The sequence below is a fragment of the Sphingomonas sp. MA1305 genome (genome assembly GCF_016107325.1).
GTDB lineage: Bacteria > Pseudomonadota > Alphaproteobacteria > Sphingomonadales > Sphingomonadaceae > Sphingomonas.
In genome coordinates this window covers 106,021-126,504 of sequence record NZ_RCVT01000002.1, presented here as the reverse complement: position 1 = coordinate 126,504, position 20,484 = coordinate 106,021, and the positions used below count along the sequence as shown (strand labels likewise).

At 63.4% G+C, this 20,484-nt stretch carries 19 protein-coding genes; 14 read left to right on the top strand and 5 right to left on the bottom strand.

The window, feature by feature from the left end; genetic code table 11:
- Positions 1–89: 89 nt before the first annotated feature.
- From D9601_RS08650 to D9601_RS08625, 6 genes are all read left to right on the top strand, one after another.
- Positions 90–1,700 carry an AAA family ATPase gene (locus D9601_RS08650; RefSeq protein WP_198353575.1) on the top strand — a complete coding sequence of 537 codons (1,611 nt, stop codon included), beginning with the start codon at positions 90–92 and terminating at the stop codon, positions 1,698–1,700.
- A gap of 90 nt (positions 1,701–1,790) precedes the next feature.
- Positions 1,791–2,153, top strand: a complete 363-nt coding sequence (locus D9601_RS08645) for a hypothetical protein (protein WP_198353574.1) — start codon at positions 1,791–1,793, stop codon at positions 2,151–2,153.
- Between the two features lie 15 nt (positions 2,154–2,168).
- Positions 2,169–2,669 carry a hypothetical protein gene (locus tag D9601_RS08640; protein ID WP_198353573.1) on the top strand — a complete coding sequence of 167 codons (501 nt, stop codon included), beginning with the start codon at positions 2,169–2,171 and terminating at the stop codon, positions 2,667–2,669.
- Complete coding sequence (locus D9601_RS08635; protein ID WP_198353572.1) at positions 2,633–3,475, top strand: hypothetical protein; 843 nt, start codon at positions 2,633–2,635, stop codon at positions 3,473–3,475. Before D9601_RS08640 ends, D9601_RS08635 begins: the two co-directional genes overlap by 37 nt.
- Positions 3,476–3,744: 269 nt before the next feature.
- Positions 3,745–3,939, top strand: a complete 195-nt coding sequence (locus D9601_RS08630; protein WP_198353571.1) for a hypothetical protein — start codon at positions 3,745–3,747, stop codon at positions 3,937–3,939.
- 371 nt (positions 3,940–4,310) lie between these two features.
- Positions 4,311–4,862, top strand: coding sequence for a hypothetical protein (locus tag D9601_RS08625; RefSeq protein WP_198353570.1), 552 nt, complete (start codon positions 4,311–4,313; stop codon positions 4,860–4,862).
- Between the two features lie 250 nt (positions 4,863–5,112).
- Here the strand turns inward: D9601_RS08625 and D9601_RS20215 are convergent, their stop codons facing one another.
- Positions 5,113–5,421 (bottom strand): PilZ domain-containing protein, encoded by a 309-nt coding sequence (locus tag D9601_RS20215; protein WP_198353569.1) that lies wholly within the window; start codon positions 5,419–5,421, stop codon positions 5,113–5,115.
- Between the two features lie 7 nt (positions 5,422–5,428).
- Complete coding sequence (locus D9601_RS08615) at positions 5,429–7,405, bottom strand: FecR domain-containing protein (RefSeq protein ID WP_198353568.1); 1,977 nt, start codon at positions 7,403–7,405, stop codon at positions 5,429–5,431.
- A 276-nt stretch (positions 7,406–7,681) separates the two neighbouring features.
- Between D9601_RS08615 and D9601_RS08610 the strand changes: the two genes are divergently transcribed.
- Together D9601_RS08610 and D9601_RS08605 are read left to right on the top strand one after the other, a co-directional pair.
- The gene (locus tag D9601_RS08610) at positions 7,682–8,119 is read left to right on the top strand and encodes a hypothetical protein (protein ID WP_198353567.1); all 438 of its coding nucleotides are present in this window, start codon (positions 7,682–7,684) and stop codon (positions 8,117–8,119) included.
- Between the two features lie 802 nt (positions 8,120–8,921).
- Positions 8,922–9,077, top strand: a complete 156-nt coding sequence (locus D9601_RS08605; RefSeq protein WP_198353566.1) for a hypothetical protein — start codon at positions 8,922–8,924, stop codon at positions 9,075–9,077.
- 39 nt (positions 9,078–9,116) lie between these two features.
- Here the strand turns inward: D9601_RS08605 and D9601_RS08600 are convergent, their stop codons facing one another.
- Positions 9,117–9,443, bottom strand: coding sequence for a hypothetical protein (locus D9601_RS08600; protein WP_198353565.1), 327 nt, complete (start codon positions 9,441–9,443; stop codon positions 9,117–9,119).
- 42 nt (positions 9,444–9,485) lie between these two features.
- Here D9601_RS08600 and D9601_RS08595 point away from each other — a divergent pair, with 42 nt between their 5' ends.
- A complete protein-coding gene (locus D9601_RS08595; RefSeq protein WP_332837947.1) occupies positions 9,486–10,793 on the top strand; it encodes a tyrosine-type recombinase/integrase in 1,308 nt (435 codons plus the stop codon).
- A gap of 258 nt (positions 10,794–11,051) precedes the next feature.
- Complete coding sequence (locus tag D9601_RS08590; protein ID WP_198353564.1) at positions 11,052–12,221, top strand: Fic family protein; 1,170 nt, start codon at positions 11,052–11,054, stop codon at positions 12,219–12,221.
- A gap of 396 nt (positions 12,222–12,617) precedes the next feature.
- Here the strand turns inward: D9601_RS08590 and D9601_RS08585 are convergent, their stop codons facing one another.
- The gene (locus tag D9601_RS08585; RefSeq protein ID WP_198353563.1) at positions 12,618–13,196 is read right to left on the bottom strand and encodes a hypothetical protein; all 579 of its coding nucleotides are present in this window, start codon (positions 13,194–13,196) and stop codon (positions 12,618–12,620) included.
- Positions 13,197–13,601: 405 nt separating this feature from the next.
- On the opposite strand from D9601_RS08585, the gene D9601_RS08580 reads away from it, so the two are divergent.
- Positions 13,602–14,498 carry an aldo/keto reductase gene (locus D9601_RS08580; protein WP_198353562.1) on the top strand — a complete coding sequence of 299 codons (897 nt, stop codon included), beginning with the start codon at positions 13,602–13,604 and terminating at the stop codon, positions 14,496–14,498.
- Positions 14,499–14,520: 22 nt separating this feature from the next.
- Here the strand turns inward: D9601_RS08580 and D9601_RS08575 are convergent, their stop codons facing one another.
- Complete coding sequence (locus tag D9601_RS08575; protein ID WP_198353561.1) at positions 14,521–17,427, bottom strand: PAS domain-containing protein; 2,907 nt, start codon at positions 17,425–17,427, stop codon at positions 14,521–14,523.
- 183 nt (positions 17,428–17,610) lie between these two features.
- On the opposite strand from D9601_RS08575, the gene D9601_RS08570 reads away from it, so the two are divergent.
- From D9601_RS08570 to kdpA, 3 genes are all read left to right on the top strand, one after another.
- Complete coding sequence (locus tag D9601_RS08570; protein WP_198354421.1) at positions 17,611–18,459, top strand: TorF family putative porin; 849 nt, start codon at positions 17,611–17,613, stop codon at positions 18,457–18,459.
- 111 nt (positions 18,460–18,570) lie between these two features.
- A complete protein-coding gene (gene kdpF, locus D9601_RS08565) occupies positions 18,571–18,660 on the top strand; it encodes a K(+)-transporting ATPase subunit F (RefSeq protein WP_198353560.1) in 90 nt (29 codons plus the stop codon).
- A gap of 13 nt (positions 18,661–18,673) precedes the next feature.
- Positions 18,674–20,377: a potassium-transporting ATPase subunit KdpA gene (kdpA, locus tag D9601_RS08560; RefSeq protein ID WP_198353559.1), complete on the top strand. Its 1,704-nt coding sequence runs from the start codon at positions 18,674–18,676 to the stop codon at positions 20,375–20,377.
- Positions 20,378–20,484: the final 107 nt, after the last annotated feature.

Sequence of the window (20,484 nt, the reverse complement as noted above, 5' to 3'; positions counted from 1 at the left end):
TACAGAGGCGCGATATTAATTCATCATTTGAGAAGGTGCCGAACATGCCCGTAACTTATCAGCTTAGCTACCTATCAGCCTCGGGGGCCGTGAGTCTGCCAGTCAGCTCTGGTAGCATCACGCTAGTGGCGGGTCCAAATGGCGTTGGTAAATCAGCCCTTCTAGTTGCTCTTTACCGGTCACTACCAAAAGGGTCTGCAACCTACTTCCCCGGCCATCGTCAAATCAACTTTAATAATAGCTGGGAGACTCTCAACCAAAACGCGGAGCAGCTCATAACAAATCTATTCCAACATCATGACGCTTTTAACAGATACAAGGGAGCTTGGGCGGAAGATCAATTCAAATCTATCATCCGTACCTTGCTGAATGCCGAAGCGGCATACAATCGTGAATTCCGTAAAGGCTTTGCGGAAGGTGCATACGACACGCCAGAAGCAGCTAGAGCGCGACTCAGTCCCGTGGATACCCTCAACATCATTTTCGAATCGGCTTTATTGCCTGTTAGATTTAAATTGACGACGGCAGGAATTTCGGCTGAGCGTGAGGGTCAAGTATATAGTATCGATGCCATGTCGGATGGGGAAAGGGCGGCTTTCTTCATAGCTGCCGCTATGGTCTCTCAGCCAGAAAACAACGTAGTTTTGATCGACGAACCAGAGAAGCACCTACATCCTAGTATCACAAGCTTGCTTTTGGAGGCGTCCTTGCGTGCGCGTCCGGATTTGATCCTCGTTGTTGCGTCACATGATGTGCACCTTATCGAACGGCTTGAAGCGGGTCAGGTGATACACATTCGGAATTCAACCGTAATAGGTATGTCACCAGAGCGACGGACGTTTGAAGCGGAGGTGCTTCGTAATACATCCAGTCTCCCAGAGGATATTCGAACCGAGCTTCTTGGATCGAGATCGAAGATAGTCTTTGTCGAGGGTGAGCTTGGGTCTTACGATCTTGCGCTTTACGGTTACGTATACCCAGGAATGAAGGTATCCCCCCGTGGCGGATGCGAAAAGGTTGTCGAGGCGGTCACAACCCTCCGAGGTATGACCGAGGCTCACTGGCTGCACCCGTACGGCCTCATAGATGGAGACGGACGGAATGCTCAAGAACGCGAGGCGTTGCGACGCAGGGGCATTTTTGTTTTGCCAAAGCCGACTATCGAAAACGTCTTCTTCTTCAAAGAGATGATTGAGCTCTATGTTGAAGCTGACACGGGCTTTGTGGGCGGTGCCCCATTGGCTGATCGGTTGGCCACTCTGTCGGAACGCGTGCTGATGATCGCGCGTCGGGATCGTAACGAGATTGTTGCTTTGCGTGCGGCGTGGGTCTTGGAACGGCGACTTAGCGCTTCGAAGCTCTCTCCGGCTGAGATAAGGGTAGGTAGTATAAGCAGTGTCACTATCGATGTAAATGCCATAGTAAATCAGGTGTCCAGCGAGATTGACGCCATAATTGGAACTGAGAATTACGAAGCTATACTACAAGACCTACCTATTAAAAGGACCGGCCTTCCTAATGAGGCTGCGAAGGCGCTTGGCGCAACAAATTTCAAGGAATATTGTGCTGTCATATTGCGGCAGTTCGATATCATGACTGACGTAAGCCAATATACATTGGCTTCGCTCCGAGGTAGGCTTCCTGAGCTTGAAGAAGCAGTTCCTCCTACTGCGGCAGCGGTCACCATCACTCAAATCTAGGATGCTCGTCGTTACGAGTTGCTGAGAAGGAGTGCTAGCGTCATGTTGTGATTTGACCCATAATCCATGACAGGGGTGTCATGGATGGGAATGCAGGGGGCCGTTGCGGGAATCTCGCGGCGATACGAAGCGCTGGCGTACATCATCGAGCGGATCGTCCAGACGGGGACCAGCCCCAGCTACGACGAGATCGCCGACCAGCTCGGCATTCTCAAAACGCGAACGCGCGAGCTGGTCGACCAGCTGATCGACGAAGGCCTGGTTGAACGCCCCCTGGGCAAGCAGCGAAGCTTCCGCGTCCGTGACGTTTCGGGATCGCGCAACATCCTGGTCGAGGTGCTCAACCGCCTCGGCTGGGCTGATGCCGTCCCGCTCGGCGACCTCGAGCAACCCCGCACACATGAGCGGCTACCGATGCTGCCGCCATTCGAGCATCTCCCGGACGTCGACTAGTCCGGACCCACGATCATGCAGACCAGCGAGCGCGAGGCGCAGCGCATCCAAAACCTCGTGCTCGGCCGACCGAGGCCGGCGCCGACCGTCGGGCCGAAGCCGAAGGGTCTGTCCAAGCAGGAATGGCGCGCGGAGAAGGCGCGCCTCTGCGCTCAGGGCAGGGAGCTGCTGCCCGGCGTCGAGGAGCGCGTCCAGCTGATCGAAGCCTATGGTGGTCGACAGGGCACGTGCGAGACGATCGCGCAGCTTGAGCGCCGGCAGCACCGATCGGGCGCGATCGCCCGCCTCTACGCCTCGCGCGCGATCGACGCCGACCAGCTTGCCGCCGCCGACAGGATCGCGACCACCTCTCGTGCGGTGACGGCCGACGCCCCGGTGCGGACAGCGAGCTGGGAGACACGCACCGGTGGCGGCAGCGGCGGGGGCGACGTCGATATCGCGCTGCTGGGCTCTGGCCTCGGCGAATATACTCTGTGGTGGTGGCTGACCACGATCAAGGCCTCGGTCCGGCGGTGACCGTCACCGTCACCGCCTCCGTCGCCGGCGGCACGATGCAGGCGCGGCAGGGCGCCTTCGGCGCGGCCAACGTCGCCGGCATGGTCAACGGCGATGCCGCCCGGCTGCGGGCGACCACGGCCGCGACCAGCGGCACCGCGACCGACGTTGTGCTGTCGTTCGGCGCGACGTCCGACACCTGGACGCTGACGACGCAGGCGGCCGCCGGCAATCAGGTGACGCTGGCGACGTCGTCGGTTCCCTTCACGTCGAACCACAACTTCGACACGGCCCATACCTATACCGCGGTGCCGTTCCCGGCAGGCCGCCCGCTGGTGCTGCTCGAAATGAACGGCGGGCAGGCACCCTTCAGCGTCCAGATGAACGGAGCGGCGGCCCAGGTCGTGATCAGCGATGGCGGGCGCCTGGTGGCGCTCGGCGCGGCGGTGCTCGCTGCCGGCAGCTATGACGTGAAGGTGACCACCGGCAATCCGGACAAGGCGTTCAACGCTGCGATCATGCACGCCGGTGCGATCACGAACGCTGCGGCCGGTAATCCGATCGTCGGCACGGCCTCGCTCGGCTACCAGTACCGCGGCGACGACGACCAGGCAGTCGGCCAGGCGATCGCCATCCCGACGTCGGGTCTGGCGGTCATCCTGTATTACAACGGCACCGCCGACTGCACGCTGCCGACGGGCTACACGCTCGCCCGCGACATGGGCGACGGCTGGTACTGGATCACCACCACCGCCAGCGATACCTACCACATCAAGTCCGACGACTATGGCAACACCATGATCCTCGCGGTGGGCTTCAAGGCCTAGCATGGCCGGCGACAACGGTGTTCCGAGTCATAGCACGAGGATTTGCGGGTATCGCGGCGCGATCGACCGGGTATCGACGCGCCGCAAAGCCGCAAAGCCGCAAAGCCGCAAAGCCGCAGAAACGCGTGCGCAGGGCGGAGGAGGTCTCCGCCGCCGATTCGATGCGCCAGGATCATCGAAGTCGCTAACGAATGCCGTTGATGATTTCTTTGACTAAACGATTAATGGTAATTCTGATTTTGCATACGACCGCCCGTAAGGATTCCTAAATGACATTAAATACTAGAGGAGTAGTGATAGTAGCGATTTCGGCGATCGTTATTATATATGGATGTGTGACTGGTGAGGCATCGCTAGGTAATTTTTCAGTTGAAAAATCCAAAAATCCGGCATTATTCGGATGCGCAATGGCATTTACAATACTTATACTTATCGGCGGTCTAATTTTAATCTTTAAAGCATGAACGAACGACCGAAGCTGGGAGGCGGACAGGACGGTCTTAACGTCCACTTGTGGGGTGGAAGCGGAACGGCCGCTTTTGGGGGGGGGCCGGACGTTTACGACCGGTCACATAAAAAACCTTGTATCCCAACGGTTCGATCATACGATATCTGCCATGCGAGCGCATCGCGAATAGCCCGCAACCGTAGGGGCGTGGTGCAGCGATAAAATATCAATGCACCAATTTGCGGGAATTGGCTAAGCCGCGACTGGCAAGGGGGCAAGGTGCACGAGCGACACTCCTGGCGCGGTTGGATCAGAACGAGTTGCCAGCTGAGCGTCGGGCAAGATTACGCGCCTATGAATTGGACGTTGTGGATCATCCCTGTCGCTATGGCCCTCGCTGCCTGTTCAGGGGAACGTTTCGGAAGCACGCAGTTTCGTGTCACGGTGACAGCTAAGTCCGATGGCAAGACGAGCAGTGCAAGCGCTCTTTGGCGAACGGAGGGCCGAGCCGCACTCGTGAAGCTGACACCAAGCCCCAATACAAGCTTCAAGGCCTCGTCCTTTAAGCTTGACCTTGGATCACGAGGAATACTCATCATAAGCCCAAGAGGGCTTCTCCATGGAAATGATGAACCTTCATTCATCCCGTTTAAGCTGTTTGAAGGCAGGGTAACCTCTCATCCTCGCAATTCAGCTGAAGCGCTCAACGCAATCGCCGAGCTTAGGGGCGCACACGCGGTATTACCCTGCAGATACGATGTTCCGCCGCTCAGCCAAGGGGATCAACCTCGCGATGTGATGCTGGCGAATATATGTCCAAGAGTGCTTTACAGCAAAAAAGCAGGCGATCCCATTATCCAAATTTACCGGGTCAGTGACGAAACGGTCCGTAATGTCGCCCAATCCATAATGGTAGATATCCGGGTAGAAGGAAGATGAGTTGAACGCTCGTGTGCAATGGTAGATCATTCGGTCGATACAGTTCACGCAGGCCGCGAATCTTTTAGTCAAATATGCTTTGTCCACAGTCATCGATTGGTAGGCGACTTGGCTGCGGGTAGGCGGCGGGAGCGCAATGTCTGCTATTGGGCGAAAGCGGACGAGTATAAAGCGGTTCCCAATAGGGGAGCGCGCCCTTTGCAACATAAGCATCGTCAGGCGGCCGCGAAGGGACCCCGCCTCAGTATGGTCAGGCCTCAAAGATTCGGTGCACCTGATCCGCCGTAAGCGGCGGTTCAAAGCGAAGGCCGGAATGGACACCATGCGACCAAATTACCAAGGCCCTGTATGGATCGTCAGAAAGGTATAGGTCTGCCGGTTGGCCGACCTGCGGTGCTATCGCCGTATGAATGCGTGCGCCGTGGGCAGACACATTCAGCACGTGCGCGCGGTGCGAGACACCATCGACAATCAATTGCGCCGGGCTAAAGACCTTGTTCCGCCGTACCTCACGTTGATCACCGGCAGCGTTGCGGGAGGATTGTGCGGCGCCACGCATGACAGGCTTACAGCTTCAGCTTCTTGAGGATGTCGTCGGAAGCCTTGGTGACGTCCTTGACTGCCTTGGCTGCGGCATCTGCTGCGGCCTTAGCTATATCCTCTGCCGCCTTTTGAGCTGCCTTAGCAGCATCCTCCTGCTGCTTTGCAGCATCGGCGGCGGCCTTAGCGGCATCTTTGGCCGCATCCTTGGCTGCCTTTTCGGCATCCGCGGCTGCTTTGTCTTTTGCAAGCTTGTCCGCATCGGCAGCGGCCTTTGCCGCGTCATTCGCCGCCTTTTGGGCATCCGCGTCTGATGCCGCCTTGGCTGCATCCTTCGCAGCTTTGTCGGCCGCAGCTTGGGCAGCCTGATCGGCGGCGCGATTTGCGGCCGCGGCAGCATCTTGCGCGGCTTTGGCAGCCTGCGCGGCCGCGGCCTGCGAAGCGTCATCTGCCGCTGCCTTGGCTGCATCCTGAGCGGCTTTGGCGGCGCGTGCTGCATCAGCGTCGGCAGCCGCCTGTGCTGCGCTTTTGGCCAAGGCATCGGCCTGTGCTTGCGCTGCCGATGCAGCTGCGGCCGCAGCGTCCTTTGCAGCCTTGTCACTATCGCTAGCTGCGGCTGCGGTGGCGGCATCCCTCGCGGCCTTGTCCGCAGCAGCCTGTGCCGCCTCAGCAGCAGCGCGCGTGGCAGCGGCAGCCGCGTCACGTTCCATCTGCGCCGCTTGGGCCGCAGCCGCTTTAGCGGCGTTGTCTGCGGCGGCTTGCGCTGATGCCTTGGCTGCGTCCTCGGCAGCTTTGGCGGCGCGGGCGGCCTCTGCCTGAGCCTGAGCCTGCATGGCAGCTTTGGCAGCAGCGTCAGCTTCGGCCTTTGCCGCGGCGGCCGCGGCGTCAGCGGCAGCCCTCGCCGCTGCATCGGCCTGCGCAGCGGCGGCGGCTTTTGCAGCGTCACTGCGAGCCTTATCGGCCGCTGCCTCATTGGCGGCGTCAGCCGCGCGCTGAGCCGCGGCGGCGGCATCAAGGTTGGATTGCTCGGCGGCTCGCTTCGCTTCGGCTGCCGCGGCTGCAGTTTCGGCCTGCTTGGCTGCTGCGGCAGTTGCCTCCTGCTCCTTTGCGGCAGCAATCGCCGTTGCTTGGGCAACCTCAACAGCCTTCGTCGTCGTGACAGTCGCCTCCGTCGCGATCTTGGTTGCGGTTGCGACCTCTGCAAGCTCTGCGTTTCGACCAAGCTCGCCCGAAACTAGGCCCCCCGTCGTCTTGCTCAGGGAAACTGGTGCTTCGAAGATCGCGGTGGTAACGCCGACCGATGTGACCGGCGACGCCGCAGATCCAACCGCGGGAGCGACGGACGGGACGCCTTGCTCTTTGGTTGACGTCTCAGTCCCCGGGGGCGCGGTGATCACCGGTCCCGCGGTGCTGCCGGTCGCGGGCTTTGCCGGAGATTCGATCGTTCGCCGGGAATTGGCGGACTGGATCTGCATCTGGAAAACATTGGCCGATCCGACCTGCGCCACCATACCGGGGCGCAGGAGATCGTGTGCGCCGCCATCGCCTGTCGCGACGTCAACTGCACCCTCCAGTACCTGCACCGAAGACCCTTGCGGGCTGACGCCTACAGAGAACGTTGTGCCCTTCACGACCGCGGCCAGATAAGGTGTTTTCACCTCGAAATGCGGTGTCAGCTTCTTCTTGATCATGAAGACGACGTTGCCGAAGTCCTGCACCACCTGAGTCAGGCCGCTCGCCTGTACCTCGACCGGCAAGCGCAGCTGTGAAGCGGGGGCGACCATCATAAATTCGCTGCCGCGGACCAGCACCGCGCGCGCGCCCGACCCCGTGGTGACGACATCGCCAGCAGCGACGGCGGTTCCGCGCGCCGCCACCTTGGTGATGCCGGCATGGGCGATACGGACCGGGCCGCTCGCCTCACTGATCGTCCAGCCCGGCTCTCCAGCCAGTGCCATGGTCGAGCAACCGGCGGCTAGCAACGCTAGCGTGCGCTTCAGCATTCAAGCCCCTTTTCAGTTCGCGTTCCCTATCGCGAACCAAAACCCCTTGCCTGCTAACAGCTTAGAAGCTGGTTCACCTGCATGGTTAACCGAAAGCTTCGAGTGTCTTTTGAAAGGGTATCAAGCGCACCAATCGGCGTAGCACATACACGGGCGCGGCGGGCAATCGCTGCAGTGGGGATGTCCCATTTGGGGGGGGGGTAGCGGTCAGTCCGCATTTGAAGCAAATTGAGGGGTTCGCGCTGCTTACGTTGGTGAGGGTAGCAGGAGAAATACATGTTGTTGTTGGCCGCAGTCATCATCGTTCCAGCGTCGCAAAACATGACTTCTCCGCAGCCAAGGCCAGCAGCAAAGGGGCGTTATGACAGCGTCTCGGTGGCTCGTCTCATTCCGATGAAAGCGGATGATGTCAGAAAACTGGCGAACGGATGCCTGGACGAGGGGACATATCCCGCCGACGCCGGTCCACTGTGCTTCTACCCGGACGGGCGCGCCACCAGGTATGGTGGATGGGGGAACGCCAATGGTAGATATGAAGTGCTTTCAAACAAAATCGTAATTACTTATCACAATTACGTAACTAGAAAGGACGAAAAGCCCTACTCGTTATCATTTTACCATGATCGTAGAGGGCGGACATACTACCGTTACGATCGAGACGATCTTCCTTATACGGCCTTTCCATTAAAAACCAGCAGATCGTCAAACAATTAGCGACGCGAGGAAGCGGGATGTTTTAAGCGAACGTATGAATCTCGTGACTCCTTCGATAGGCCTCTGAACGGGCGACAACTTTTGCGAGATCGATGGCGACGCCGGAACGGCAAGAGATGGGCGCAAGCGGAATGTCCGCCTCTCGGATAAAGCGGACGTTTAAGGCCATCCCCCGCCCGTCCTTTTATAAGCCCACACGGCGTTTTATCAGCTGCCACCAAGATGGTCGCCCAATCAAATCCAATGGAGCGCCACCGAGGCGTGTCGCGGGTCTATCCGCGAACATGATGCCAAGCATCCCCTTTGTCAGGCCGACAGGAGCAGGGACCGAAGCTGAGACAGAGCGCTGAAGCACGCCATCTACGGAAACGGCTATCCTCTGGGCGGTCGCCCAAACGACTAGGTGATCGGTGGACCACTCCACCTGACCCAGCGGGCAGTCGTCGGGCCCGCCTGATGGGTCGAGGGTGATAGCCGATCGAGCGGGAACCTCAATTTCGTCTGCCCACGGCTCAAGCCAGACATAGAGTGTGTCAGGACCGGGATTTGAAAGACCCCAGCAGCGATCAGCATCCGTCATCTGCGTGAACATTCCAGATGTGCGGAGTGTCCGCAATTGGGCGATAGCGGACATCGGGTATCGGACGAGTGCGAGCGGGTACCCAGCAGCTGATGAGCGGCTGAAAAGCGAGGGGAGGGCGGAGGACGTCTCCGCCGTGGGTGGCCCGATTTGATGCGACTTTTTATTTCTGGTCGTTCTGCACCATTGCATATGCGCTGGTCTCAATATGAGGGATCAGCGATGGTGACCTCGGGCAATAACTCTGATCAACGCGAGCTGCTCGAGCTGAAGCTGCAGGAGGCCCTGAAGCTCGCCGAGGATAGCGACCTGACACATGTCGCAGCTCAGATCGCCGAAGCGCTTGATGCGTTGCCAGGACCGAAGCACTTCATCTGAGGTCGCTTAAAGGCGGCGGAGGATGTCTCCGCCGCATTATCACCTGCCGGGGACTGCCACCTCCAACCACGCGGCAGTATCCTCGAACTCATCGCCGTTGCTCTTTTCAACGCGGCCGTCGGGATGCAGCACCGTCCAAGTCTCCATGAGGCCGTTAGGATCGATGATGATTGGGCGGACCAGCCCATCCATGCAAATCGCCCAGCCGAGAACGTTTGAACGCCAAAAATGAGGTTCTTCCCCGTCGATATTGGCGGATACAAGATAGGTACCCGGCAACGCGGGCCAGGTCACCTTTGGCGTCATGGCTGCGATCAACCAGTCACCTTTTGAATAGATAAAATGATCGCCCGTTGCTGTGGTCACTCGCCAACGACATCCGACAGCTCTTCAGCTGCGGCCATCGTCGTGAGCGGAACTGCGACACCACTTTCGCCGGCATTTTTCATCAACAACATCGTCGAACTCCCTAGATCGAGGCACCCTATGCTGACAAACACCGCGGTGAAAGCCGCACGGCCGCGCGCGGCCGCCTACAAGCTCACCGATGGCGGCGGGCTGCACCTTTACGTGGCGCCGACCGGGTTGCGATCCTTCCGCTGGCGGTACCGGAAAGATGGCCGCGAGCAGCTGCTGACGATTGGCAGCTATCCTGACATCACGCTCGACCAGGCGCGGGCGCTTCGCGAAGACGCGGCCGCCGCGCGGGCGCGGGGCGAGTCTCCGCGTGCCATCGGTGCGGCCGGTAATGGCGATCGCTTGCGGACGTTCGAACAGCTCTCCCGGCGCTGGTACCAGCACATGCTGCCTCGGTGGACCGCGGTGCACGCCGGCGACGTCATCGCCAGCCTCGAGCGCAACGTCTTCCCCGCGATCGGCGCCATGCCGATCGGCGCCATCACGCCGCCTGTGGTGCTGAACGCCATGCGTTCGGTCGAGCAGCGCGGCCGCCGCGAAACCGCTCCCCGGATTTGCCAGAGGATCTCGGCCGTCTTCCGGTTCGCGATCGCCGAGGGGATCGTCGACAGCGACCCTGCTCAGCACGTCGGCCGCGCGCTCATGCCGCCACGGCCGGCGCGGCGGCAGCCGGCGCTCCTGACCGCAAGCGAGGCGCGCGAGCTGCTGGAAGCGGTCGACCAGCTGAGCGGCTCAAACGTTGCCAAGGCCGCGTCGCGCTTCCTCGCCCTGACGGCGGTGCGCCTGGCGGCGGTGCGTGGCGCCCGCTGGAACGAGATCGAGGACCTGGACGGCGACGCGCCGCTGTGGCGCGTGCCGGCCGCCCGGATGAAGCTGGCGCGGGCGAAGAAGGACGACGCGGCGAACGATCACCTCGTGCCATTGTCGCGCCAGGCCGCCGTGCTGCTGCGCACTATGCGCGTGGCCGAGGCGAATATGCATCCGAGCGATGCAAATATGCATGGTGCAGATGCGGGTGGGCTAGTTTTCGGCGTTGCCTGCGGGGATAGTCCACTGCCCGAGGGCGCGATCGGCGCGCTCTACAACCGCGCCGGCTTCACCGGCCGCCATGTCCCGCACGGCTGGCGCGCGACCTTCGCCACGGTGTTGAACGAGCTGCGTCCGGAGGATCGGGCGGCAATCGACCGGGCGCTGGCGCATTCGTTGAAGGACAAGGTTGAGGCGGCGTACAATCGCGCCGAGCTGCTCGGCCGTCGGCGCGATCTGTTCCAGGCCTGGGCGGACCAGCTCGACGGCTGATCGGGGGGCGGGGTCAAAAGCCTGCTGCCGGCTGGGCCGGACACCGCGCAGTGGCGCCGTATGCAGCGAGCATTCTTCTGGAGCAAAAAGTTTGGGGCGGCGGTATTGGCGCTTGACAACGACGGATTGGGCTTGGGGTGGGGTTAACCACAAGATAGCCGTTTTCGTCCTTGACCGCCGGTATAAAGCGCCTTTGACGCTTTGTACTCAAGGGGCCTTTCGGTATAAAACTTAGCGCAGCTTTGTACCGGAGTTAAAATGCGCAGTACCGATTTTTCTGCTGAAGCGCCTGGGCGTCTCGTGCCGACTATCGCCCAGCAGCTAGCTTTCGTGCCAGACGCGCTTCCCCCGAAAATCGACCTCAATGCGATCGCTATCCCTATGGCGGAAGCCATGCAGGCCATTGGCGAATTGAAGGGCGCATGTCGCCGCCTCAGCAATCCATATATCTTGATTAGCCCGCTTCAGCGACGTGAGGCTCTTACGTCGTCCGCTATGGAGGGCACGTTCACCACCGCCGACGATCTTGCGCTTGCCGAGGTGGGTATCGAGCGCGATCATGATGACTCAACTCGAGAGGTGCGCAATTACCTCCGTGCCCTCAATCACTCGTTGGGCATGCTTGACGAGCTGCCCATCTGTCATCGTGTCATTACTTCTGCGCACGAAATCCTCTTAAGTGGCCTAAGTAGCGCTCGTGGCGCGCAAAAGCGTCCGGGCGAATATAAGGTTGACCAAAATTGGATCGGCGGCCGGCTCATCGAAAACGCCCGCTTTGTTCCTCCTCCTCCTCAGGAGACGCAGACCTGCATGAATGAGGTCGAGGCATACATAAACCGGGAGCTTGACAACTTTCCGACTCCTTTGATGGACTTGGCGCTGGTGCACTATCAGCTCGAAACGATACACCCATTTGCTGACGGCAACGGCCGTGTAGGGCGCATGCTGATATCGATCATGGCGGTAAAGAGTGGGCTGCTTGATCTCCCGGTTCTCTATGTTAGCCCGGCTCTTGAGCATGACAAAGACGAGTATATTGATCTGCTCTTCGCTGTATCGGCGCGGGGGGAATGGACAGCATGGCTGAATTTCTTTTTTAAGAAGGTCGTGGCTGCTTGCCAGGATACCGTTGCTACCATTGACCGCCTTATCGATCTGCAAGACAAATATAGGCAGCTTGCTAGCGCTGCTGTTCGGTCCGCAAGTGCGATCTCCTTGGTTGATAGCCTCTTCGAGCGGCCCGCTGTGACAGTGACAGGCGCTGCTGAGCGCCTTGGCGTGACCTACGCAGCTGCTAAGAAGACTATAGACAAGCTTGAGGAATTAGAAATTCTAACGGAAGTGAAAGGTATTTATCCAAAAACTTTCATTGCGACAGGCGTCATGAACGCTGCTCGACCGGAAGTGCAGGAGCCAAATACTAGGTAACGCCAACCTACAAGAGGAAGTTTGCTTTGGTCCGGCACATTTCCTGCTCACTCCCCCCAGGCAGCCCCGGGGCGGCGCAAGCCGCCACGCTCCGACAGCCGCGCCTAAGCGGTCGGGTGAGTGGGGTGTGCCGTTTCGGCAGGGGGGAGCACGAGGAACGCACGGATCTGCCGGCGCAGATCCATTCTCACAGCGCATGGGCCCGCCTAAGCGGGTCCATTCCTTTTAATCTCACCCCTTAGGAGGGATACAGACCGCTTCATGAACTCGCGCTCTCGATCCGGGAGTACAGGGAGGCGAGAGCCATTCCCAGGGGCGTCAAGGATGCTGCAGGGGGCGGTGGAGGGCTGTCGGGTGGGGGGGCGGCCTTGGCGGCGGCATTTGCCTTCTTGCGCGCTAGGAGGTCGCGGAACCGCATCCAAACGCTTTGTGGCGATCGCGCATGCGTGCAAAGCTGAAGAAATAGGCGTTCGACGTCTGCTTTCGCTGGGGACCGGCTTGCCCCTTTGCACCTGCGCGGACACTTCTCCGGACCCAATCCAGGAAGCCGTGCTCCCGCAGCCGTTTCAACGCGCCCACCACGGCCGGTTTAGATAGACCCGTCCACTTCATGATCGTTAGCAGCTCGGGCTCTGATCGGCCGGTCTTGAAGTCCAGGGCCTTGCGTACGATGGCCTTGAGCACTCGTATGCCGTTCGCCTGTAGCGGTCCGCGCGACCCCTTTTGCTTGTGGACGACGTCGAATTCCTCGGCCGTCTTCAACAGCGCGTCCGCGAAGGCGAGGCCGCCCTTCTTCGTGCCATCCTCGATCTTGCGCCACACCTGGGCGCGGCTGTCGTCGACGTCGTAGCTGTCGCGGCGGACGTGGGGGTCAGGCCCACGGGTCTTTCCGGTCATGCCGGCAGTGGCTTGCTTGATGAGCTGGCGTGTCTGGCGGGCGATCGGTGCTGCGTCAGACGTAGAGGTAAATGACATCGTGTCGGCTCCCGTGCGGAGTCGATGGGCGCACGGAAGCGCCGGCTGAATCGCTGTGTTCAGCCGCCCGCTTACGTGATGGCGTTGGCGTGCGGAGCGCCTAAATGTCGGTGGGGGGCTTCGGCGCGAGTTCGGCGTTCGCCAAAATCACGCACGGTTTTCCGCGAGGTTTCACGAGGTCAACGAGGGCGACGGAAGTCAGAAACCGGCGGAAAACCGCGCTACCGCCTTCGTTGACATCGCAGGGGTCGCAAGTTCAATCCTTGCCACGCCCACCATCCAAGTCGCTCCGTCGATCGGCGTCTCGCTGTAGCAGGCCCGGACGGAGCGACTTGGTCGCCCCCTTGATCGTGATCATCGCGCCGCGGCTATCGCTGCACCGTCGCGCGTGGCATGGCCTTGCAGATGACCGATATCGCGCTGTCCTCCGCTCCCCGTCCGCTCGGCCGCAGCGGCATGCTTGTCTCGCCGATCGCCTGGGGCATGTGGCGGCTGGCGGGCGACGATACCAAGGCGGTGCGCGCGGCGATCGATGCGGCGCTGGGCGCGGGAATCACGCTGTTCGATACCGCCGACATCTATGGCGCGGATCAGCCGGCCGGCTTCGGTTCGGCGGAAATCCTGTTCGGCCGTGCGCTCGCCGAGGCGCCGGCGCTGCGCGACACGATGACGATCGCCACCAAGGGCGGCATCCGCCCCGGCATTCCTTATAATTCCAGCGCCACTTACCTGGCCGAGGCGCTCGACGCATCGCTGGCGCGGATGGGCATCGACCAGGTCGACCTCTACCAGATCCACCGCCGCGACCTGCTGGCGCATCCGCAGGAAGTGGCGGCGGCGCTCGATGCCATGGTGGCGAGTGGCAAGGTGCGCAGCATCGGCGTGTCGAACCACAGTGCGGCCGAACTCGATGCGCTGCAGGCGTTCCTCGGCCAGCCGATCGTCAGCACCCAGCCGGAATTCAGCGCGCTGCACAGCGTACCACTGTTCGACGGTACGCTCGACCAGGCGATGGCGCGCGACATTGCGGTGCTCGCCTGGTCGCCGCTCGGCGGCGGCCGGCTGGCGGATGCGACGCTGCCGGCGGCGGCGCTGCTCGCCGATCATGGCACCCGCTTCGGCGTCGACGCGGCGACGGCGGCGCTTGCCTGGGTGATGGCGCATCCGGCGCGCGTCATCCCGATCGTCGGGTCGCAGCAGCCGGCCCGGATCGCCGCCGCCGCCGGCGCCTATGCCGTCCGCTGGACGCGGGCGGAATGGTATGCGGTGCTGCAGGCGGGCATGGGGCAGGCGCTGCCGTGACCGGCGGGCCGGTGACGGACGATCAGACCGCGGTCGTCTCCGATACCGGCAGCGCGATGATGCAGTGCACGCCGTCGGCGGTCAGCGTGAAGCGCGTGTCGGCGTCGAGCTGATAGGGCAGGGCGCGCTCGATCAGGTCGCGACCCTGGCCGGCGCCGCCCTGTCCGGGCGGCGGCATCGTCACCCCCTGCTCCCGCCAGTCGATCGTCAGCCACGGCCGACCGTCGGCTTCCGGTGGCGTCCAATGCCAGCGGATCGTCAGCCGCGCCCCCGGCTGGCCGAGCGCGCCATATTTGACCGCATTGGTCGCCAGCTCGTGCAGCGCCAGCGCGAGCATCTGCACCGTCGACGAGCGCAGCCGGATCCCCGCAGGGCCGTCAAGCGTGACGCGGGCGGGATCGCCGCTCATCGCCTCCATCTCGCCGCGGATCAGCTGGTCGAAGCCGATCCGATCGTGCTCGCCCAGCCGCGACAGCAGGCCGTGGACGCGGCTCAGCGCGGTCATCCGGTCTTCGAAGCGAGCGTGGAAATCGGCGAGGTCGCGACTGGCGTCCATCGCCTTGTGCGCGATCGATCGGATCACCCCCATCAAATTGCGGGTGCGATGCTGAAGCTCGCCGACCAATGCGGTCTGACGGTTCTCCAGATCGCGCCGCTCGGTGGTGTCGACCATTGCGCCGACCATGCGCACCGCCGCGCCCGCGGCGTCGTAGACGAACTGGCCGCGTGCCGCCATCCAGCGCACCGTGCCGTCGGGATGGACGACGCGGAATTCATGGACATATTCCTCGCCGCTCGCCATCGCCTGATGCAGCGCGGCCTCGGTCGCGGCGCGGTCGTCGGGATGCAGCCGCTGCGACCAGGTCTGGTAGCTCGGCGTCACCTCGCCGACGGCATAGCCTTCCATGCGGAAATGCTCGTCGGACCAGTGGATCGCACCGGTGGTGACGTCCCAGTCCCACAGGCCAACCTGACCGACCTCGACCGCGCTGCGCAGCCGTTCCTCGCTCTTGGCCAGCGCCGATTCCGTCCGCACCCGCGCCGCCGCCGCCCAGGTCCGCTCCGCCACCTCGTTGACCAGCTGTATATCGGCGGCGGTCCAGGATCGCGGCGCCCCGTGCTGAACGCCGAAATTGACCGTCTCCTCGCCATCGCGCAGCAGCGACACCAGGATCATGGCACGGGCGCCGCTGGCGATCAGCAAGGCGCGGCTGCGCTCGTCGAGCCGCGGATCGCCGGCGACGTCGGCGATCACCACGCGCTCGCCGCGGCGCAGCCAGTCGCTGATCCAGCCGCCGGCGCGCCGGTCATAGTCGACCCGGTCGGGCAGCGCCGCGCCGCGGCGGACGTGCTGGGCGCGGATCACCGCGGTGCGCGCGCCCGCCGGGCCGTCGATCTCGCTGTAGAAGGTGCGGTCGACCGCCATCTGCTCGCCGAGCAGCCGCGCCGCATAGCGCAGCAGGTCGGTGGCGTCGGCGATCGACGCCAGCCCGTCGCTCAGCCGCAACAGAAAGGCCTGTCGTTCCTGGCTGTCGCGCAGGATCTCCTCGGCGCGGCGGCGTTCGTCGACGTCGATGTTCATGCCGACCCATTTCAGGATCGCGCCGTCGCGCGCGATCAGCGGCACCGCGCGCACGTTGGTCCAGCGCCAGCGGCCCTCTGCGGCGGACCATAAGCGGAATTCGGCGTTAAACTTGCCAACGTGCATGGCTTCGCGCCACTGCCGCTCGGCATAGCTGCGATCGTCCGGATGGATCGCGTCGAGCCAGCCATAGCCCAGCCACGCCTCGCGGCTCTGGCCGGTATAGGCGCGCCAGCTCGGGCTGTCGGCAACGACGACGCCGGCGGGATCGGTTTCCCACACCGCCTGGGCATGGCCCTCGACCAGCCCGCGGAAGCGCTGTTCGCTCTGGTCCAGCCGCGACGCGGCGATCGCGTCGCGCAGTTCGGCGACCTGGTGCTCGGCGCGTTTCAACTCGGTGATGTCGGTGGTCGTGGTGGCGACGCCGTCGCCCAGCTTGACCACCGACTGATAGAACCAGCCGTCGAACTGTTCATGCTTGTAGCGTCGCTCGGAACGGTCGGGCACGCCGGTTTCGACCACCCGGCGGAAGGCGTCGAAGATGCCTTCCGCCGCCACGCCGGGGTTGCAGACGAGCAGGTGGTGGCCGACCATGTCTGCGCCGTAATAAGCGTCCGCGGTGCGGTTGTTGAGCACCCAGCGGAAGTCGACGATCGCGCCGCTATCGTCCCGCACCGTTTCGAACAGCTGGATCATGTCCATCGAGGCGTCCAGCGTCGCCTGGACGCGGTCGCGGCTCGCCTTGAGCGCCAGCGACTGCTGATGCGCGCGGTCGAGCGAGACCACGACCTGATGCGCGACCGAGGCGAAGCGGGCGAGGCTGGCGAGCAGCCGTGCGTCCTCGCCGTCGAAGCGGCCGGCGGGATCGTGATGGATCGCCCAGACCGTACCGATCGGCCGCCCTTCGTGCTCGAACGGCGCGAGCAGGCCTTCGCATACCTGCGCGCCCGGCGTCGCGCCGGACTGGTAGACGCGCGCGGGATCGCGCAGCAGCAAGGTCGTGCGCCGCGCGATCACCTCGCCGCACGGGCTGTCCTCGCGCGGCAGCAGGCTGCCCTCGGCGGCGTCCAGCGCGCCGGCGGTGGCGACCCAGCGGAACTGGCCGTAGCGCCCGCCCGGCTCGAGCAGGCTGATCCCCGCCGACGCGGCGCCAGTCAGCCGCATCGCCGCCTGCGCCAGCCGGTCGAGCACGGTGTCGGGCGCGCTGGTCATCGCCGCGGCGAGTTCGGCGAGCGCGGCATTCTCGCCTGCATGGTCGGGCGCGCGGTGCGGCCGCTCCGCCAGTTCGGCGGTGATGTCGATCGAGTCGACCGGCTTGCGGGGCATATCGTCGTCGATTCGAAGCATGGCCGCGGCGTCCCCGCTGGAGGGCAGTGGCCGCCACCATAAACCGCTCGCCGGCCGTTTCACTATGCCATCTATATGCGAAAGCGGCGTTTCGCCCTCGCATTGCTACGCGGCCCAGGCCTAATCGGCTGGCCCTGGAGGCGCCGTCCGATGGTGGATGCGCGCTCCGACCATGGGGCCATGATGACACCGATTCTTCCCGTCGCCGCCGCCTTGCTGGCGATCCTGCCGGCCGCCGCCGCAGCCCAGAGCGACACCGCACCGCCGCCGCCCGTCACCGTCAGCGGTTCGGCGGCGATCGTTTCCGATTATCGCTTCCGCGGCGTGTCGCAGAGCGACGACCATCCCGCGGTGCAGGCGGGCATCACCGTGGCGCACGCGAGCGGCCTGTACGTCGGTACTTGGGCGTCGAACCTCGCCGGCTGGGGTACGTTCGGCGGCGCCAACATGGAGCTCGACCTGATCGGCGGCTACAAGACCAGGGTCAGCCCGACCGGCACGCTCGACGTCGGCCTGACCTGGTACGTCTATCCGGGCGGCGCCAACAAGACCGACTTCGCCGAACCCTATGCCAAGCTGTCCGGCACGATCGGCCCGGCGAGCCTGCTCGCCGGCGTCGCCTATGCGCCGAAGCAGCAGGCGATCGGCAAATGGTACGACATCGGCGCCAGCGCGGCGGCCGGCGTCTACGACCATCCGGGCGCGAAGGGCGACAACCTCTATTTGTGGGGCGACGGCGCCTATGCGATCGCCGGCACGCCGTTCACCGCCAAGGCGCATGTCGGTCACAGCTGGGGGCAGAATGGCCTCGGCCCCAATGCCACCGCGGTGACGCCGACGGGGAGCTATTGGGACTGGTCGCTGGGCGCGGACACGACCTACCGCAATCTGACGCTCGGCCTCGCCTGGGTCGACACCGACATCAGCCAGCGGCGCAGCGCCTATCTCCAGCCGAGCTTCAGCAAGGGCCAGGACGGCAGCGGCAGCATCGCCGGCAGCCGCCTGCTCGTGTCGCTGACCGCGGCCTTCTGACGACAGGAGCGACACGCATGGACGATCTGATCTGGATCCTCGTAATGGTCGGGCTGGTGGCGGCGACGCTCGCCTATGCCCGGCTCTGCGATGCGGCCTGAGGAGGCAGCAATGACCATCGACCTGTGGCTGGCGGCGCTGACCGCGCTCGGCCTGCTCGTCTATCTGGTGGCGGTGCTGATCCGCCCCGAACGTTTCTAGAGGGGGCGGCATCATGACGCTGCAAGGATGGGCCCTGATCCTGGGCTTCGTCGCGATCCTGCTCGCGCTGACCAAACCGGTCGGCGCGTGGCTGTTCGCGCTGTACGAGGGGCGGCGCACGCCGCTCCACGCCGTGCTGTCGCCGGTCGAGCGCGGCTTCTACGCACTCGCCGGCATCGACCCGAATGCCGAGCAGGGCTGGCGCCGCTACGCGCTGCACATGCTGCTGTTCAACGTCGCGTTGATGGTGCTGACCTATGCGGTGCTGCGCCTGCAGGGCATGCTGCCCGGCAATCCGCAGGGGCTGGCGGGCTTGAGCCCGCATCTCGCGTTCAACACCGCGATCAGCTTCACCACCAATACCAACTGGCAAAGCTATGGCGGCGAATCGACGATGTCGAACTTCAGCCAGATGTTCGGCCTGACCATCCACAACTTCCTGTCGGCATCGACCGGCATCGCGCTCGCCTTCGCCTTCTTCCGCGGCTTCGCGCGGCGCGAGAGCAAGGCGATCGGCAATTTCTGGGCCGACATGACGCGGGTGACGCTCTACCTGCTGCTGCCGCTGTCGATCGTCTATGCCGTCTTCCTGATCGCCAGCGGCGTGCCGCAGACGATGGCGGGCGTGGTCAACGTCCAGACGCTGGAGGGGGCACGCCAGTCGATCCTGCTCGGCCCCGTCGCCAGCCAGGAGGCGATCAAGATGCTCGGCACCAACGGTGGCGGCTTCTTCAACGCCAACAGCGCGCATCCGTTCGAAAACCCGACCGCCCTCACCGATTTCATCCAGATGCTGTCGATCTTCCTGATCGGCTTCGGCCTGACCTGGTGTTTCGGCAAGGCGGTCGGCAACACGCGCCAGGGCTGGGCGATCCTGGCGGCGATGGTGATCCTGTTCCTGCTCGGCGCGGGTGTCGCCTATGGCGCCGAAGCCGCGGGCAATCCGATGCTCCATCACCTCGGCGTCGCCGGCGGCAACATGGAGGGCAAGGAGGTGCGCTTCGGCGTCGCCGCCAGCGCGCTGTTCGCGGCGGTCACCACCGCGGCCTCGTGTGGCGCGGTCAACGCCATGCACGACAGCTTCACCGCGCTGGGCGGCCTGATCCCGCTGTTCAACATGCAATTGGGCGAGGTCGTCATCGGCGGCGTCGGCGCGGGCATCTACGGCTTCCTGCTGTTCGCCATCCTCGCCGTGTTCGTCGCCGGCCTGATGGTCGGGCGCACGCCGGAATATGTCGGCAAGAAGATCGAGAGCAGGGAGGTCAAGCTCGCCGTCCTCGCCATCGCGGTGCTGCCGCTGATGATCCTCGGCCTCACCGCTTTGTCGTCGGTGACGGCGCAGGGGCTGGCCGGGCCGCTCAACAAGGGGCCGCACGGCTTCGGCGAGATCCTCTACGCCTTCACCTCCGCGGTCGCCAACAACGGTTCGGCCTTCGCCGGCCTGACCGCCAGCACGCCCTGGTACGACGGCCTGCTCGGGGTCGCGATGTGGGTCGGCCGCTTCTTCATCATCGTGCCGATGCTGGCGATCGCCGGCAGCCTGGCGGCGAAGAAGCACACGCCGGCCTCGGCGGGCTCGTTCCCGACCACCGGCGGCCTGTGGGTCGGCCTGCTCGTCGGCATCGTGCTGGTGCTGGGCGGCCTCACCTTCCTGCCGAGCCTCGCGCTCGGTCCCATCGCCGATCATCTCGCGATGGTGAAGGGGCAGTTGTTCTGATGTCCGCCAGCAACCTCATTCGTCACCCCGGACGTGTTCCGGGGTCCACCCTTCCACCCGCACCGCCGTCGCCCGTCGCACGGCGGACCCCGGAACGAGTCCGGGGT